Source organism: Micromonospora parva (assembly GCF_000718515.1).
Classification (GTDB): domain Bacteria; phylum Actinomycetota; class Actinomycetes; order Mycobacteriales; family Micromonosporaceae; genus Micromonospora; species Micromonospora parva.
Genome location: NZ_JNZS01000012.1, coordinates 55595 through 72294, shown reverse-complemented (window position 1 = coordinate 72294; position 16700 = coordinate 55595). Strand labels below are relative to the sequence as shown.

11 protein-coding genes are annotated in these 16700 nt (G+C 70.4%); 4 read left to right on the top strand and 7 right to left on the bottom strand.

The genetic code is table 11. From position 1 onward, the window contains the following. Positions 1 to 10 precede the first annotated feature (10 nt). Positions 11 to 682, bottom strand: coding sequence for a FadR/GntR family transcriptional regulator (locus IF22_RS0118545; RefSeq protein ID WP_030333654.1), 672 nt, complete (start codon positions 680 to 682; stop codon positions 11 to 13). 392 nt (positions 683 to 1074) lie between these two features. Between IF22_RS0118545 and IF22_RS0118540 the strand changes: the two genes are divergently transcribed. The 4 genes from IF22_RS0118540 to IF22_RS0118525 all read left to right on the top strand — a co-directional run bounded on the left by IF22_RS0118540 (position 1075) and on the right by IF22_RS0118525 (position 11739). Further along, positions 1075 to 3867 (top strand): glycosyl hydrolase family 95 catalytic domain-containing protein, encoded by a 2793-nt coding sequence (locus tag IF22_RS0118540; protein ID WP_030333652.1) that lies wholly within the window; start codon positions 1075 to 1077, stop codon positions 3865 to 3867. A gap of 65 nt (positions 3868 to 3932) precedes the next feature. Then, complete coding sequence (locus IF22_RS33825; RefSeq protein WP_051708609.1) at positions 3933 to 6719, top strand: alpha-L-fucosidase; 2787 nt, start codon at positions 3933 to 3935, stop codon at positions 6717 to 6719. Positions 6720 to 6750: 31 nt separating this feature from the next. Continuing rightward, the gene (locus IF22_RS0118530) at positions 6751 to 9030 is read left to right on the top strand and encodes a family 20 glycosylhydrolase (RefSeq protein WP_030333650.1); all 2280 of its coding nucleotides are present in this window, start codon (positions 6751 to 6753) and stop codon (positions 9028 to 9030) included. Between the two features lie 18 nt (positions 9031 to 9048). Next, the gene (locus IF22_RS0118525; RefSeq protein WP_030333648.1) at positions 9049 to 11739 is read left to right on the top strand and encodes a discoidin domain-containing protein; all 2691 of its coding nucleotides are present in this window, start codon (positions 9049 to 9051) and stop codon (positions 11737 to 11739) included. A 58-nt stretch (positions 11740 to 11797) separates the two neighbouring features. Here the strand turns inward: IF22_RS0118525 and IF22_RS33820 are convergent, their stop codons facing one another. From IF22_RS33820 to IF22_RS0118495, 6 genes are read right to left on the bottom strand one after another with little or no spacing between them, the layout of a single operon-like run. After that, positions 11798 to 12121 carry a DUF202 domain-containing protein gene (locus IF22_RS33820; protein ID WP_051708608.1) on the bottom strand — a complete coding sequence of 108 codons (324 nt, stop codon included), beginning with the start codon at positions 12119 to 12121 and terminating at the stop codon, positions 11798 to 11800. A gap of 1 nt (position 12122) precedes the next feature. Beyond that, on the bottom strand, positions 12123 to 12491 hold the full coding sequence (locus IF22_RS0118515) for a YidH family protein (RefSeq protein WP_030333644.1): 369 nt from the start codon (positions 12489 to 12491) through the stop codon (positions 12123 to 12125). Further along, positions 12488 to 13900: a sulfatase family protein gene (locus tag IF22_RS0118510; protein ID WP_209444575.1), complete on the bottom strand. Its 1413-nt coding sequence runs from the start codon at positions 13898 to 13900 to the stop codon at positions 12488 to 12490. Before IF22_RS0118510 ends, IF22_RS0118515 begins: the two co-directional genes overlap by 4 nt. Before the next feature lie 22 nt (positions 13901 to 13922). Then, the gene (locus IF22_RS0118505) at positions 13923 to 14924 is read right to left on the bottom strand and encodes an aliphatic sulfonate ABC transporter substrate-binding protein (protein ID WP_030333639.1); all 1002 of its coding nucleotides are present in this window, start codon (positions 14922 to 14924) and stop codon (positions 13923 to 13925) included. Continuing rightward, positions 14921 to 15703 (bottom strand): ABC transporter ATP-binding protein, encoded by a 783-nt coding sequence (locus IF22_RS0118500; protein ID WP_030333637.1) that lies wholly within the window; start codon positions 15701 to 15703, stop codon positions 14921 to 14923. The genes IF22_RS0118505 and IF22_RS0118500 overlap by 4 nt, the downstream gene beginning before the upstream one ends. Further along, positions 15700 to 16515 carry an ABC transporter permease gene (locus tag IF22_RS0118495; protein ID WP_209444574.1) on the bottom strand — a complete coding sequence of 272 codons (816 nt, stop codon included), beginning with the start codon at positions 16513 to 16515 and terminating at the stop codon, positions 15700 to 15702. The genes IF22_RS0118500 and IF22_RS0118495 overlap by 4 nt, the downstream gene beginning before the upstream one ends. Positions 16516 to 16700 lie beyond the last annotated feature (185 nt).

Below are 16700 nucleotides of genomic sequence, written 5' to 3'. Positions count from 1 at the left end.
GCGGGATCGGTCACAGTGCCCGGCGGAGCCACTCCTCGACACCGGCGACGTGCACTGTGGCCCAGGAGCGCGCCAGATCGGCCTGCCCGGCCGTGATCGCGTCGACGATCGCCTGGTGCTGCTCACGGGTTCGGGTGACGGCGCCCTCCTGGGTGACACCACGCCAGATGCGGGCCCGGGTGGTGGAGCCGGAGAGCCCGTCGAGCAGCGAGCACAGCACGGCGTTTCCGGCGCCGACGGCGATCTGGCGGTGGAATTCCAGGTCGTTGGCGACCAGCGTCTCCACGTCGCTGGTGTCGCCGACGTCGTCGAGGACGGCCTGAAGGTTGGCGATCGCCTCGGCACCCATCCGTTGCGCTGCCAACGCCGTGGCGGCGGGCTCGAGGATCCGCCGGACCTCCAGGAACTCCAGCACGGTGTCGTCGCGGTGGAAATCCACGACGAAGCCGAGCATGTCGAGCAGCAACTGTGGGGCGAGGCTGGTGACATAGGTGCCGTCGCCCTGGCGGACGTCCAGGACACGGATGATGGACAGCGCCTTCACCGCTTCCCGTAGGGAGTTGCGGGACAGGCCGAGCCGGCGGGCCAGGTCCGCCTCCTTGGGCAGTCGATCGCCGGGGCCGAGTTCGCCCGAGGTGATCATGTTCTTGATCTTGCCGATCGCCTCGTCGGTGAGCGCCATCGCTGCCTCCGGGTAGGGGTGAGCCGTTGCCGTGACCGGGAGGATTACACCCTGAGCTGGCGGACGCGCGCGGCGGTGCCCCCGCCCGCAGCTGCCGGCGAGCAGGCAGATCGGCCAGTCGAAAGCCGTGACGCCGGCCCCCGCCCCGGGGCCGGTCAGGTCAACCCACAGGACCAGCCGCCTTCCGCAAACATCGGGTGTTTCCGAGTCTACGACCTCCGACATCTGATGTGTACCAGGTGTTCGTCCATCCGGCAACAGATCGAGATGACCTGACGGGCTGCCCGTCAAGGTCGCCGCCTCTCCGCAAGTCAGCACATCATGTGGACGAATCCGATCCATTGACAAAAATAAACATCCCATGTTAACTCCTCTCACATAGAGGAGGCCCTATGTTCGAGACCGGCAGTTTCCGGACGGTCCTGCGGGCCGCAGCCGCATCCCTTCTCGTGGCCGCGTGCCTGACGTCCGTGTCCGTCAGCGCGGCTCCAGCCGGGGCCGCCGCCAGCGACCCCGCCCTCGCGCTCTGGTACGACGAACCCGCCGCCAACTGGGAGAGCAACGCGCTGCCGGTGGGCAACGGCGCGCTCGGCGCCATGATCTTCGGGGGCGTCCAGACCGAACGCCTTCAGCTCAACGAGAAGAGCCTGTGGACGGGTGGACCCGGCGCCACCGGATACCACCACGGCAACTGGACGTCACCACGGCCCGGAGCCCTGGCCGGCGTGCAGGCCCAGATCGACCGGGACGGACGGATGGCGCCCGGCGCGGTCGCCACCGCGCTCGGGCAACCGGCGACCGGGTTCGGCTCCTACCAGAACCTCGCCGACATGTACCTCGACATGACCGGCACCCCGGCCACCGTGAGCGACTACCGACGCGAGCTGGACCTCGCCGAGGGCACCGCCCGCGTCGCGTACTCCCACGGCGGGGTGACCTACCAGCGGGAGTACTTCGCCAGCTACCCGCGCAACGTGATCGCCTCCCGGCTCTCGGCCAGCCAGACCGGGAAGGTCTCCTTCGTCCTGCGTCCCGTCTCGGCCCATTCCGGCAGCACCGTGACGGTGGCCAACGGCCGGATCACCACCCGGGGCGCACTGCCCGGCAACGGGCTGATCCACGAGACCCAGTACCGGGTGGTGACCACCGGCGGCACCCGGACCGACGGCACCGACCGGATCACCGTCACCGGCGCCGACTCGGCGTTCATCGTGCTGTCCGCCGCGACGTCGTACGCCGACACCTACCCCACCTACCGCGGCGCCGACCCGCACACCCGGGTCACCCAGGCGGTCGACGGCGCGGCGGCCTCCACCTGGGCGGCGCTGCGCGCGGCCCATCTCGCCGACTACAAGAACCTCTTCGACCGCGTCCGGCTCAACGTGGGCGGGCAGATGCCGAACATCCCGACCGACGAGTTGCGCTCGGCGTACACCGGCGCCGCCGGACGGGCCCAGGACCGGGCACTGGAGTCGCTGTACTTCTCCTTCGGCCGGTACCTGCTCATCGCGTCGTCGCGCGGTGGCTCGCTGCCGGCCAACCTCCAGGGCATCTGGAACAACTCCAACAACCCGCCCTGGCAGGCCGACTACCACACCAACATCAACGTCCAGATGAACTACTGGCCGGCGGAGACCACGAACCTCACCGAGACCGCCACGCCACTGTTCGACTTCATCGACGCGCTGCGGGCACCCGGCCGGGCCACCGCGCAGAACATCTACGGCACGACCGGCTGGGTCACCCACCTCAGCACCAACCCGTACGGCTTCACCGGCGTGCAGGACTGGGCCACCGCCTTCTGGTTCCCGGAGGCTGCCGCGTGGTTGTGCCAGCACCTCTACGAGCACTACCGCTTCACCCGCGACACCACGTTCCTGCGCGATCAGGCGTACCCGGCGATGAAGGAGGCCGCCGAGTTCTGGCGGGCCAACCTGCGCGTCGACCCGCGCGACGGCAAACTGGTCGTGACGCCCAGCTACTCGCCCGAGCAGGGTGATTTCTCGGCCGGCGCGGCGATGAGCGAGCAGATCGTCTGGGACCTGCTCACCAACACCATCGAGGCGAGCAGCACGCTCGGCGTCGACACCACCCTGCGCGCCCAGTGGCAGACCACGCTGAGCAAACTCGACCCCGGCCTGCGGGTCGGATCCTGGGGCCAGTTGCAGGAATGGAAGGCGGACTGGGACAGCCCCACGAACGACCACCGGCACGTCTCGCACCTGTACGCCCTGCACCCGGGCCGGCAGATCTCACCGCTGACCACCCCGGCCCTGGCCAACGCCGCCAAGGTGTCCCTCACCGCACGCGGTGACGGTGGCACCGGCTGGAGCAAGGCCTGGAAGATCAATTTCTGGGCTCGGCTGCTCGACGGCGACCACGCCCACAAGATGCTCAGCGAGCAGCTCAAGAGCAGCACGCTCGCCAACCTGTTCGACACCCACCCGCCGTTCCAGATCGACGGCAACTTCGGGGCCACCGCCGGAATGGCGGAGATGCTGTTGCAGAGCCAGAACGGCGTCGTCGACGTCCTGCCCGCCGTGCCGGCGGCCTGGCCCACCGGCTCGGTCAGCGGTCTGCGGGCACGCGGCAACGTCACTGTGGACACCGAGTGGCGCAACCGGCTGGCCACGCGGATCACGCTGACCGCCGGCAGCGGCGGCACCCTGACGGTTCGTAACCCGATGCTGGCGACCGCGTCGCTGGTCGACCTGACCACCAACCAGACCGTGCCGGTGACCCGATCGGGCAGCCAGGTGACGTTCACAGCCGTGGCCGGGCACCGCTACCAGGCCGTCTCCACGGCCGCGACCGGCACGATCGCCGGTGTGGCGAGTGGACGCTGCGTCGACGTGCCGGGTGCGGCCACCGCCGACGGGACCGCACTCATCCTGTGGGACTGCTCCGGAGCGGCCAACCAGGTCTGGACCCGCGAGGCCGACAACACCATCCGTAACCGTGGCAAGTGCCTCGCCGCCGCGAGCACCACCAACGGTGCCGCAGCAACCATCACCACCTGCGGCACCGCCACCAGCCAACGATGGACGTACGACCCCACCGCGAGAACGCTGCGCAACCAGGCCACCGGCACCTGCCTCGACGCCAACGGCGGCGGCACCACCAACAACACCGCCGTCATCCTCTGGCCCTGCACCACCGCCACCAACCAGCAGTGGCTGATGTAGCGCCGGGCCCAGCCGCCACCCACCCGCACCGCCCCTCCCTGCCCGTTCCCGGAGAGGACACCACCATGACCCGTACCCTGCGCCGCCATCCCGCGCGCGCGAGCGGTGCCGCCCTGGCCGCTCTGGCAGTGCTCGCCACCTGCCTGGTCCAACTCACCCCACCGGCGGCACCGGCCGCCGCGGCTCCGGGGGACGGCACGATCACGGGGGTGGCCAGTGGGCGCTGCGTCGACGTGCCCGGCGGTGCCACCGCCGACGGCACCGCCCTCATCCTCTGGGACTGCACCGGCGCCACCAACCAGATCTGGACCCGACAGGCCGACAACACCATCCGCAACCGTGGCAAGTGCCTCGCCACCGCCAACACCACCAACGGTGCCGCAGCGACCATCACCACCTGCGGCACCGCCACCAACCAACGATGGACCTACGACACCACCGCGAGAACCCTGCGCAACCAGGCCACCGGCACCTGCCTCGACGCCAACGGCGGCGGCACCACCAACAACACCGCCGTCATCCTCTGGCCCTGCGGCACGGCCACCAACCAGCAGTGGCGCGTCGCCGCCGCCGACTACCAACCGCTTCTCGACGTCGGCTTCAGCGGCACCTTCACCTCCACCACCGGTTACACGCCGTCGACGGGTGAGCTGGTCGACGGGCAGCTCACCCGACTGGCCGGCAGCGAGACGATCAGCGGTTCGGCCGTCACGCTCACCGGGGGTGGCACCGGCGTCGGGTTCTCCTCACGAATCCCGGTGACCAGCACGAAGTACGTCAACCGGAGCCTGTTGGCCGAGGCGGTGGTACGCCGCCAGAGCGCCGCCACGCTGAGCTTCGACACGGTGCTCAGCCTCGCCGGCGGGGGCTACTACCGCTACGCCAGCGGCTCGCAGACCACCACCGAGTTCGGTATGTACGGACCGGACGCGCCGTACCACGACACCCGGCAGAGCGGGCCGAACCTGGCCGACACGCAGGACACCCACGTGGCGTTGGCCTACGAGTACGTGAGCGACACCGCGGCCCGGCTCGTCGCGTACGTCAACGGCTGCCAGGTGGGCAGCACCGTCACCACGCCGGTGGCCGCGGCCAACGCGTCGCAGGGCCTGCTGACCTTCGGCAACGACGCCGGAACCCGCAACCGTGGCTGGCACGGCGCTGTGGACGCCATCGCCCTCGCGACGATGACCGGCGCCGCCGGTCCGGTCGACTTCCAGCTCGACGCGCCGGTCTGCGGGGGCACCCCGCCGCCGCCCGGCTGCGCGGGCGACCCGGGCAGCAGCGGCCCGGTCACCCCGGCCACCGTCATCACCGTCGAGCGGTGCGACACCCTCGACCGGATCCGGCAGAAGGCCGCCCAGGTCACCCCGTCGGCCGCCCAACTGGCCTGGCAGCAACGGGAACTGACGGCGTTCCTGCACTACGGCATGAACACCTTCACCGACGTCGAGTGGGGCAGCGGGAACGAGGACCCGGCCCAGTTCAACCCGACGACAGTCAACCCCGCCCAGTGGATAGACGTGCTCAAGCGCAACGGGTTCAAGCAGGTCATCCTCACCGTCAAGCACCACGACGGGTTCCTGCTCTACCCGTCGCGCTACAGCACCCACTCGGTGCGCAGCAGCCCCTGGTGGGGTCGTACCAGCCAGAGCGACATCCTGCGGGCCACCGTCGACGCCGCCCGCGCGGCAGGTCTCGCCGTCGGCTTCTACCTCTCCCCCGCCGACGGCGCGGAGATCCCGGGCCGACGCGGTGGCGACCGGTTCGGCAACGGCAGCGCCAAACGGAGCGTCACCATCCCGACGCTCGTCGCCGGGGACACCCGCACCCCGACTCAGACGTACGCGTACCAGGCCGACGACTACAACGCCTACTTCCTCAACCAGCTCTACGAGCTGCTCACCGAGTACGGGCCGATGGCCGAGGTGTGGTTCGACGGCGCCAACCCGTACACCGCGTACCCGCAGCCGTACCAGGTCGGTGACTGGTACCGCCTGATCCGGGCCCTGCAACCGAACGCCACGATCGCGATCAACGGGCCGGACGTGCGCTGGGTCGGTTCCGAGTCCGGGGCGTTCCGGGCCGACGAGTGGAGCGCGCTGCCGTTCCGGGGCACCGATCCCGGTGCGCTCAACCGGGACGACGACATGCTCACCGGCGCCGCGTCCAGTGACCTGGGTTCCAGCGCGCTGATCGGCCGCAACCTCGGCTCGATCACCTACCTGTCGTGGTACCCGGCCGAGGCGGACGTGTCGATCCGGCCCGGCTGGTTCTGGCACTCCGGCCAGAACGGCTCGGTCAAGCAGCCGGCCGCCCTGATGCAGCTCTACGAGAACGCGGTGGGCCGCAACGCCAACCTGCTGCTCAACGTCCCGCCGAACCGGGCCGGCGTGATCGACGCGCCGGACGTCAGCGCCCTCGACGGGTTCGGCACCGCGCAACGCGCCCGGTACGGCCGGGAGCTGTTCGCCAAGGCGGGTGCGACCGGCACCCACGCCGCCCTCACCGACGCGGCCCTGGGCACGTCCTGGTCGCCCTCGGGCGGCGCCCTCACCGGCGCGGTCGAGCTGACCGCCTGCCGGGCCCGCACGTTCGACCGGGTCCCGGTGCAGGAGTCGGTCGGCAACGGCCAGCGCGTCGAGGCGTTCGCCGTGGACGCCTGGATCAACGGGGGCTGGCAACAGGTCGCCGCCGCCGCGACGGTCGGCTACAAGCGGATCGTTGCGCTGTCCACCGCCGTGACGAGTGACCGGCTGCGGCTGCGGGTCACCGCCGCGCGCGGCGTACCGCAGATCGCGACGCTCACCGCGTACGCGACCGACAGCACCGCCAACCCGGCGTCCTGCTGATTCCCAACCCTTTTCCCGAGAGGAACGGTTCATGCGTCTTCGACGTATCAGCGTCACCGGAGCGGTGGGAGCACTGGCCGCCGCACTGCTGACCGTGCCGGTCACGGCGGTCACCCCTGCCTCGGCCGTACCGGGTGACCTCCAGGTGATCCCGGCACTGAAGCAGTGGACGGCGGGCACCGGCAGCTACACCTTCGGGGCTGCCACCCGCATCGTTGTCGACCCCGCCTACACCGCCCAGCTCAACGACGACGCGGCCACCTTCGCCGCCGACCTGCGGGACCTGACCGGCCGCACCGTCGCGGTCACCACCGGAACCGCGGCCACCGGCGACATCCGGCTGACCCTGGGCGGCAGCCAACCCGCCGAGGGCTACACGATGACCGTCGGGTCGAGCATCGCCATCCAGGGCTCGACCGACGCCGGCGCCTTCTACGGGACCCGGACGGTGCTGCAACTGCTCAAGCAGTCCAGCACGGTGCCGGCCGGCACGACCACCGATGCCCCGACCAAGGCCGAACGCGGCATGATGGTCGACGTCGGTCGCAAGTACTTCACTGTCGACTGGCTGCGCCGGCACGTCAAGGAACTCGCCTACCTGAAGATGAACCGGCTGCACCTGCACCTGTCCGACACGTTCGGGTTCCGGTTGGAGAGCACCACCCACCCGGAGGTGGTGTCGGAGCAGTACTACACCAAACAGCAGATCCGCGACCTCATCGCCCTGGCCGCGCAGTACCACATCGAGGTCATTCCCGAGATCGACATGCCGGGACACATGAACGCCATCCTGGCCGACCACCCGGACCTGCAACTCGCCGACACCAACGGCAACCGCAACCCCTACTACCTCGACCTGTCCAAGCCGGGCGCGTACACCCTCACCCGGGACCTCATCACCGAGTTCCTGCCGCTGTTCCCCGGCCGGTACTGGCACATCGGCGCGGACGAGTACGTCGGCAACTACGCTGCCTACCCGCAGCTGCTGACGTACGCCCGCGCGACCTACGGGGCGAACGCCACCGCCAAGGACACCTACTACGGCTTCATCAACTGGGCCAACGACATCGTCCGCGCCGGCGGCAAGACCACCCGCATGTGGAACGACGGCATCGGCACCGACGGCACCATCCGGCCGGCGTCCAACATCCACGTCGAGGTCTGGTACAACTACGGCATCACCCCGCAGGCCCTGCTGGACCGCGGGCACACCATCTCCAACCAGGCGTGGGATCCCACCTACTACGTCCCCGCCATCAGCAAGCCGAACGTGACGTGGGCGTACGAGACCTGGACCCCGGAGCGCTTCCAGGGCAACAACACCGTCAACGCTCCGTCCCGCAACCTCGGCACGGTGCTGCACATCTGGTGTGACTACCCGGACGCGGAGACCGAGGACCAGATCGCCGCCGGCATCCGGACCATCCTGCGCGTCATCGCCCAGCAGACCTGGGGTTCACCGAAGCCGGTCGCCACGTACACCGCCTTCACCCCGATCATCGACCGCATCGGTCGGGCTCCCGGCGGCCCGGCGGTGGCGACCGGCAACCTGGCGACCAACCGCCCGGTGACCGCGTCGTCGACCGAGACGGCCAGCTTCCCGGCGTCGGCGGCGGTGGACGGCGACATCAGCACCCGCTGGTCGTCGGCCTACACCGACCCGAGCTGGATCCAGGTCGACCTCGGCAGCAGCCAGGAACTGTCCCGCGTCGCACTGCGCTGGGAGGCCGCCTACGCGCGGGCGTACCAGATCCAGACCTCCACCAACGGCACCACCTGGACCACGGCGGTGACCGTCACCGCCGGGGACGGCGGGGTGGACGAACACGCCCTCAACACCACCGCCCGGTACGTGCGCATGCAGGGCACGCAACGGGCCACCACCTTCGGCTACTCGCTCTGGGAGTTCGAGGTCTACGGGCCGAAGAAGGGCGCCATCACCGGCACCGCCAGTGGCCGCTGCGTCGACATCCCCGGCAGCAACACCACCGACGGCACCGCGGTGAACCTCTGGGACTGCAACAGCGGGCCCAACCAGACGTGGACCCACCGCAACGACGGCACCCTCACCGCACTGGGCAAGTGCCTGGAGCCGGCGAACGGAAGCCTCACCGACGGCACCGCGATCGTGATCCGCACCTGTTCCACCGCCACGTACCAGCGCTGGACCTACGACGCCGCCACCAGCAGCTACCGCACCGGCGGCAAGTGCCTCGACGCCAACGGCGGCGGGACCGCCAACGGCACCCGCCTCATCCTCTGGCCGTGCACCAACGGCGCCAACCAGCGCTGGAGCACCCCCACCGCCTGACCCACCGATGGAGGCACGATGCCGCACGACACGCCACTGCCACCCCCATCCCCACCACGGCCACGGCGGCTCGTCGTGCCCACCATCGTCCTGACTCTGGTCGCCGGTGCCGTCGCGACGGTCGGGGGCCAGCCGGCCCCGGCCGGCGCGGCGGTCCCGGCGGACCCGACCTACACCGACGCCGCCGGCCTGGTCTTCCCCGGTGTCCAGCCGGGCGCGGCGACGGCGTCGCTCTCCGGCGGCAGCTTCACACTGGCCAACGCGGCGCTGTCGAGCACGTGGAGCGTGCAGGGCAGCACGGTGTCGCTGACCCGGTTCGACAACCGGGCCGCGAACGCCACAGTCCCGATGAGCTTGCGCGGGCTCTTCACCCTCACCCTGGCCGACGGCAGCACCATCACGGCGGCGAACACGAGCGTCTCCGCCGGTCCGGTGGTCAGCGACCTGGCGGCGAACGCCGGGTCGGCACGGCTGGCGGAACGCTTCGCCGGCAAGGCGGTGACCACCACCTTCCGGTACGGCGGCGGCACCCGGACGCTCGACGTGCAGTGGCAGGTACGGCTGCGCGGCGGGGCCAACTCGGTGCAGCACAGCTTCACCGTGCGCTCGGTGGCCGGCACGTTCGACGTGACGTCGGTGCGCCTGGTCGAACTGGGTCTCACCAACGCCCGGGTGCTGGGCAGCGACGACGGCAGCCCGGTGGTGCACGGCGCGGCCGGCAGCGAGACGGTGTTCGTCGGCATCGAGAACCCGATGGCGAAGGCCACTGTGAACGGGTCCGCCGTCGACATCGCGGTGCCCCGCGCCGGTGACCTCACCGCCGGCACGTCCTGGGTCTACACCGCCTCCACCGGTGTCTCCCCGGCCGGGCAGCTACGCCGCTCGTTCCAGTACTACCTGCAACGCGAGCGGGCCCACGACCGGCGGACGTTCCTGCACTACCAGAGCTGGCTGGACCTCAAACCACCCGGCGAGGTCATCGACAGCGCCGAGCTGACCCGGGCCATCAACCTGTTCGGCACCCAGCTGCGCAACCGGGGGGCCACCATCGACAGCTTCTGGGTCGACGACGGCTGGGACTATCTGCGTACGCCCCGGGTCGACGAGACGAACCTGAACGTGTGGTCGTTCGACCCGACCCAGTTCCCCACCGGCTTCGCGCCGCAGAAGGCCGCCGCCGCGCAGTACGGGGCCTCGATGTCGGTGTGGATGTCACCCTTCGGCGGGTACGGCACCAGCGCCGCCACCCGCCAGGCCATCAACGCGAGCAAACCCGCCGACCAGCGGTTGGAAACCCACAGCGGCGGCCAGTTCAAGCTCGGCGGCGACCGCTACTACGACCGGTTCCGGTCGGTCGCCTTCGACATGATGGACAACCAGGGGGTACGCGGCTTCAAGCTGGACGGCATCGGCGGCGGGCTCTACCAGTCCGGCCCGAACGCGAACTACATCGCCGACTACGAGGCCCTGCTCGGGTTGACCGGCGACCTGCGCGCGCACCAGAAGGACGTGTTCGTCAACGCCACGGTCGGCACCTGGGGGTCGCCGTACTGGTTGTGGTTCACCGACTCGATCTGGCGTGACGGGCACGACGCGGGCCTGGTCGGCGCGGGCAGCGCGCAGCAGCGCTACGTCAACTACCGCGACTCGGAGACGTTCCGCAACAACACCAGACAGAACCCGCTGTTTCCGATCCTGAGCCTGATGAACCACGGCATCATCTTCTCCGACCGGACACCCCAGTTCACCGCCGACTACGACCTGACCAAGCCCAGTGTCCAGGCCGAGGTGTCGCAGGACATCCGCGCCTATTTCGCGCTCGGGCTCAGCCTCCAGGAGCTGTACGTCCGCAACACACTGGTCGACGCGAACCGGCCGGGCGCGGCCTGGTTCTGGGACACCGTGGCGGCCAACGCCCGGTGGGCACGGGCCAACCAGGGGTTGCTCAGCGACGTGCACTGGGTCGGCGGTGACCCGGCCGCCGGGGCGGTCTACGGCACTGCCGCCTGGAACTCCTCGGCCGGCGCGTCGAAGGGGATGCTGATGCTGCGCAACCCGTCGGCGTCCGCGCAGAGCTTCACCGTCAACCCGCAGACGGTCTTCGAGCTGCCCGGTGGCACCCACCAGCGGTACCGGTTCACCGAGCGTGACGGGCGGCGCGGCGGCTTCGTGTCGGGTCCGGCCGCACCGGTGAGCATCACCCTCGCGCCGTTCGAGGTCGCCGTCTTCCAGGCCACCCCGACCGACGAGCCGATCGGCGGCGGCAGCAGCCCGCAACTGCCCCGCACCCGGTGGACAGCGACGGCGGACAGCGTCGAGACCGTCGGCGAGAACGGCGTCGCCGCCAACGCCATCGACGGCAACCCGGCCACCATCTGGCACACCCGCTACGTCGGCGGGGTCGCCGCCATGCCGCACCAGATCACCATCGACCTCGGCGGCAACCATCGCATCGACAGGCTCGACTACCTACCCCGCCAGGACGGCGGCACCAACGGCACCATCGCCGACTACCAGATCCTGACCAGCACCGACGGCACCACCTGGACCCAGGTCACCGCCGGCACCTTCGGCGCCGGCAGCACAGTGAAGACAGCGGTCTTCACGCCCACCACGGCCCGGCAGGTACGCCTGCGCACCACCCGCGCCACGAACGGGGCCGGGTACGCCTCCGCCGCCGAGATCAATCTGTACGGATCGACGGCCTGACCGGTACCGGCCGTCCCGGGGCGCCCCTATCGCCGCCCCGGGACGGCCGCATCCCACCTCACCTGGCGAGGACATGGGCGAGGACCGCCACGCCCCCCGCCACCACCAGCACGGTGCCGACGGCCAGCAGGGCGGCGCCCTCCGGGTGGCCCAGGTGCGTGGGCAGCCGTACGGTGCGATACCGGCGTCGCGCCAGCACGGCCACCGCGGCGGCGAGCGGCGCGCAGGCCAGCACGAGCCCCGCGGCGATCGGATGACGGGGCACCAGCTCCCGGCCGACGGCCAGCAGCACGGCGGCGGTCGCCAGCGCGGTGCGCAGCCACGCGAGCAGGGTGCGTTCGGCCTGCGCCCCCCGGTCGGCGAGACGCGGCGGCTCCGTCACCTCAGATCAGCACCACGACGACGATCGTCACGCCGGCCACGACCACCCCCGCCGCCGACACGGCGACGACGGGGGTGGACGGCAGCGGCAGCTGGAGCCGCAGCGCCCGTTCGTTGCGGCTCCACCGGGGAAACGCCTCGACGGCCACCCCGACGGCGAGCACCGCCAGCACGACCGCCGCCCACTGCGCGCCGTCCGCACCGAAGGCCCTGACCGCCGCGGCGGCCACCATGAGACCCAGCGCGGTCCGCAGCCACGCGAGGAACGTGCGCTCGTTGGCGAGGGTGAAGCGCGGGTCCGGCTCCGTGCCCACCCCGTACACCCGCCGTGGCCAGCGGCGGTCGGCTCGTCCCGTCGGTTCCTCCGTCACCCGGTGACCGCCGCCTGCGGCTGCCACGGGGTGTCGCCACACTCCCGCTGGACCCGGGCGAGCTCGTCGGTGAGTGCCGTCCGGATCCGCGCGTACGCCGGGTCGTCGTAGACGCTGCGCATCTCCCACGGGTCGGCCCGCAGGTCGAACAGCTCCCACTCCGGCTCCTGTGCCGTCGCGGAGGTGCCGGGCAGCCCCAGCCCGTCGGCGTAGTAGTAGACCAGCTTGTGGTCGTGGGTGCGTACGCCGTAGTGCGCCCACACGTGGTGCTCGTCGTCGTCGTGCTCCCAGTAGCGGTAGTACACGGACTGCCGCCAGTCGTCGACGGCCTCGCCGCGCAGCAGCGGTCGCAGTGAGCGCCCCTGCATGCGGCCGTCGGCCGGCACGCCGGCGTAGTCGAGGAACGTCTGGGCGAAGTCGACGTTCATGGCGAGCGCGCCGGTGGTGGAGCCGGCCGGGATCTCCGCCGGGTAGCGGATCAGAAACGGCATCCGCAGCGACTCCTCGTACATGAACCGCTTGTCGTACCAGCCGTGGTCGCCGAGGAAGAAGCCCTGGTCGGAGGTGTAGACGACGATGGTGTCGTCGGTCAGCCCGTGCTCGTCGAGGTAGTCGAGCAGGCGGCCCACGTTGTCGTCGACGCTGGCGACGCAGCGCAGGTAGTCCTTGATGTACCGCTGGTAGGTCCAGAGCGCGGCCTCGTCCGGGTCCAGGTGCGGCGGCAGCATCTCCTTGATGTCGTTGGCGGTCAGGTCCCGGTCCACCCGCATCCGGGCGGCCCGGGCGGCGGCGGCGTGCCCCGAGTGGTCGTCGTCGAACGAGCCCGGTACGGCCACGTCGTCGACGTACATGTCGCGGTGTTTGTCGTCGGGCTCCCAGTTGCGGTGCGGGGCCTTGTGGTGCACGAGCAGGCAGAAGGGGCGCTGCTGGTCGCGCTGGTCGAGCCAGTCGACGGCCAGGTCGGTGATGATGTTCGTGCAGTAGCCGGGGCGGACCTGCTCGGTGCCGTCCATGCCGATGAACACGGGGTCGCGGTAGCGACCCTGACCGGGCACGACCTCCCAGTAGTCGAAACCCCGGGGGTCGTGCTCCGGGCCGTGCCCGAGGTGCCACTTGCCGACCAGCGCGGTCTGGTAGCCGGCACGGCGCAGCAGCTCCGGGAAGACGAGCTGCCGGTTGTCGAACTCGGTCGACAACGTCTGCACGCCGTTGACGTGGTTGTAGGTGCCGGTGAGGATGGTGGCCCGGCTGGGCGCGCAGAGCGAGTTGGTGCAGAAGCAGTTCTCCAGCAGGGCGCCGCCGGCCGCGATGCGGTCGATGTGCGGCGTCTCGTTGATCTTGCTTCCGTAGGCGCCCACAGCGTGCGCGGCGTGGTCGTCGGCCATGATGAAGACGATGTTGGGCCGCACGGGTTGGTCCTTTCTCACCGGTTCAGGACGCGTACGCGGCGGCGTCGTAGTAGGCGCTCGGGTCGACCACGTCCGGCAGCTTGCCCAGGTCCTTGAACAGGCCGTTGAGGCCGGTGAGCCAGCCCGCGACGGTGCCGTCGGTGGACTTGGCGGCGAGTTCGGCCGAGGGCAGGAACCGGGCGTTGGTGGCTTCGGCGCGCAGCTGGTCGACCGGCGCCGACTTGAGGAACTTCGCGGTCACCTCGACGGCACGGTCCACGTCGGCAGCCCGCTCGTCGTTGGCGGCGCGCAGCACCGCGAGCACCTTCTTGACCAGCTCCGGCTTGCCGGTGACCACGTCGTTGCGCCCGACGTAGGCGGACGGAAAGCTGATGTCCGGGTAGAAGTCCTCGTTCTTGGCCAGCTCGACCAGGTCCGGCACCCGCTTCTTGATGGTGCCGATCAGCGGGTACCAGATGCCGGCCGCGTCGATCTGGCCGGACCCGAACGCGGTGACCACCGTGCTGGCGTCCATCGTGACCTTCTGGACGTCGTCGATGGAGAGCCCGGCGCGCCGCAGGGCCAGCCGCACGATCATGTCGCCGGAGGTGCCCTCCGGCACGCCGACCTTCTTGCCCTTGAGCGCGGCGACGGAGGTGATGCCCGGCTTGGCGATGACCCGGTCGGCGAAGCCGAGCGAGTTGATGGCGATGACCCGGGCCTTGCCGGAGGCCGGCAGCCACATCGCACCCGGGCCCAGGTAGCCGAAGTCGAGGTCTCCGGCGCCGAGCGCCTGCACCTGCAGGGGGCCGTTGGTGAAGACCTTCAGGTCCGGCTTGAGCCCGTGCTTGTCCCACAGCTTCTTGTCGTCGGCGATCGCCATCAGGCTCGCGCCGGTGAAGTCGGCGATGTAGCCGAGCTTCACCTCTTCGGTGCCGGAGCCGCTGGATCCGGACTTGTCGTCGTCGCCGCAGGCGGCGAGGGCCGCAGTGGCGCCGAGACCGACGATGCCGGTCAGCAGGGCGCGACGGGAGAGAGGGCTCATCGGGATGCACCTTCCTGGGGGGTTTGGTGGTAGACGGCGCGCCAGACCCGATTGCGGATCCGGGAGAATTCCGGGGAGAGACGGACCGCTTCGGTTCGCGGGTACGGCAGGTCGACGTCGATGACCTCCTGCACCCGGCCGGGCCGGGCGGCCATGACGACGACCCGGTTGGCGAGGTAGACGGCCTCGTCGACGTCGTGGGTGATGAACATGACGGTGCGTCGCTCGGTGCCCCAGGTGTCCAGCAACTGGTCCTGCATCTGCACCCGGGTGAGGGCGTCGAGGGCGCCGAAGGGTTCGTCCATGAGCAGGACGCCGGGGTCGACGGCGTACGCGCGGGCGATGGCGCACCGCTGCCGCATGCCACCGGAGAGCATCCGGGGCAGCGCGTCGGCGAAGTCGCCGAGACCCACCAGGTCGATGAAGTGCTGCGCCCGTGCTCGCCGTTGCGCCCGCCCGACCTTGGCGATCCGGAGACCGAACTCGACGTTCTCGCGGACCGTCAGCCAGGGGAACAGCGCGTACTGCTGGAAGATGACGCCGCGTTCCGGGCTGGGCCCCCGCACCGGTCGTGAGTCGACGAGCACCTCACCGCTGGTGGGCTCGACCAGGCCGGCGGCGATGTTCATCAGGGTCGACTTGCCGCAGCCGGACGGGCCGACCACTGTGACGAACTCGCGGTCGGCGATGTCCAGGTCGACCTCGCGCAGCGCGTGGAACGGTTTGCCGCCCACCTCGAACGTGCGGGTGGTGGCGCGGAAGGAGATCTTCTCGGTCATCGGCGTTCCTGCCATCCGGTGAGGCGCTTCTCGGCGGCGAGCAGGAGCCGATCCATGAGCAGGCCGAGCACGCCGATGGTGATCAGGCCGACGAAGATGCTCGGCAGGTCGTAGTAGATCTGTGCCTGCTGCATCCGGTAGCCGAGGCCCTCCTGGGCGGCGATCAACTCGGCGGCGACCAGCGTCGCCCACGCCGCGCCGAGGCCGACGCGCATGCCGACCAGGATGAACGGGGTGGACGCGGGGACGACGACCCGGCGGAACACCACGGCGTCGTTGGCGCCGAGCACCCGGGCGGCGTTGATCATGGTGCTGTCGACGCTCACCACACCCTGGAACGTCGACACGACGCAGGACAGGAACGCGGCGAGGAAGATGACGAAGATCTTCGGGGTCTCCCCGATGCCCATGAGCAGGATGGCCAGCGGGATGACGGCCAGCGGCGGGATGGTGCGGAAGAACTGCACGTAGGGCTCGATCAGGCCGCGCGCGGTCCGGTACCAGCCCATGAGGAAGCCGACCGGGATGGCCAGGGCGCTGCCGAGCGCGAAGCCGATGAGCACCCGGCGCAGGCTGGCCAGGCTGTCGTCGAGCAGGGTGCCGTCCATGGTCAGCTCACCGGCGCGGACGGCGACCTCCTGCGGCCCGGGAAGGCCCGAGACCCCGATCCGGGCCAGCACGGTCCAGATGCCGACGCCCAGTACGACGGCGAGCACGTTCCACACCAGCAGCGGTACGGCGCGGCGCGGCGGCGACGTCGCGGTGGTGGTTTCCGGACCTCGGGGTGGGGACGGTTGCACGTCTATCGCCACGGTGGTGCTCCGTAGCCCAGCTCGGACATGGGGCTCCTCTCCGGTCGGCGGCGCTGAAGGTAAGCGAATCTTTGGCGACGGCACTATTCATGTCAACCCTTCGGACTAAAAAGCCCGAGCTGGGAGCGGTGCGGCGGTTCATAAGATGTCAGATGTCTGGCCGGCAGCCTAGGGGTGACCGGGCC

Excerpts from the sequence above, each read along its gene's own strand:
- IF22_RS0118545 (WP_030333654.1), bottom strand. The coding sequence starts at position 682 with ATGGCGCTCACCGACGAGGCGATCGGCAAGATCAAGAACATGATCACC.
- IF22_RS0118540 (WP_030333652.1), top strand. The coding sequence starts at position 1,075 with ATGTTCGAGACCGGCAGTTTCCGGACGGTCCTGCGGGCCGCAGCCGCA.
- IF22_RS33825 (WP_051708609.1), top strand. The coding sequence starts at position 3,933 with ATGACCCGTACCCTGCGCCGCCATCCCGCGCGCGCGAGCGGTGCCGCC.
- IF22_RS0118530 (WP_030333650.1), top strand. The coding sequence starts at position 6,751 with ATGCGTCTTCGACGTATCAGCGTCACCGGAGCGGTGGGAGCACTGGCC.
- IF22_RS0118525 (WP_030333648.1), top strand. The coding sequence starts at position 9,049 with ATGCCGCACGACACGCCACTGCCACCCCCATCCCCACCACGGCCACGG.
- IF22_RS0118505 (WP_030333639.1), bottom strand. The coding sequence starts at position 14,924 with ATGAGCCCTCTCTCCCGTCGCGCCCTGCTGACCGGCATCGTCGGTCTC.
- IF22_RS0118500 (WP_030333637.1), bottom strand. The coding sequence starts at position 15,703 with ATGACCGAGAAGATCTCCTTCCGCGCCACCACCCGCACGTTCGAGGTG.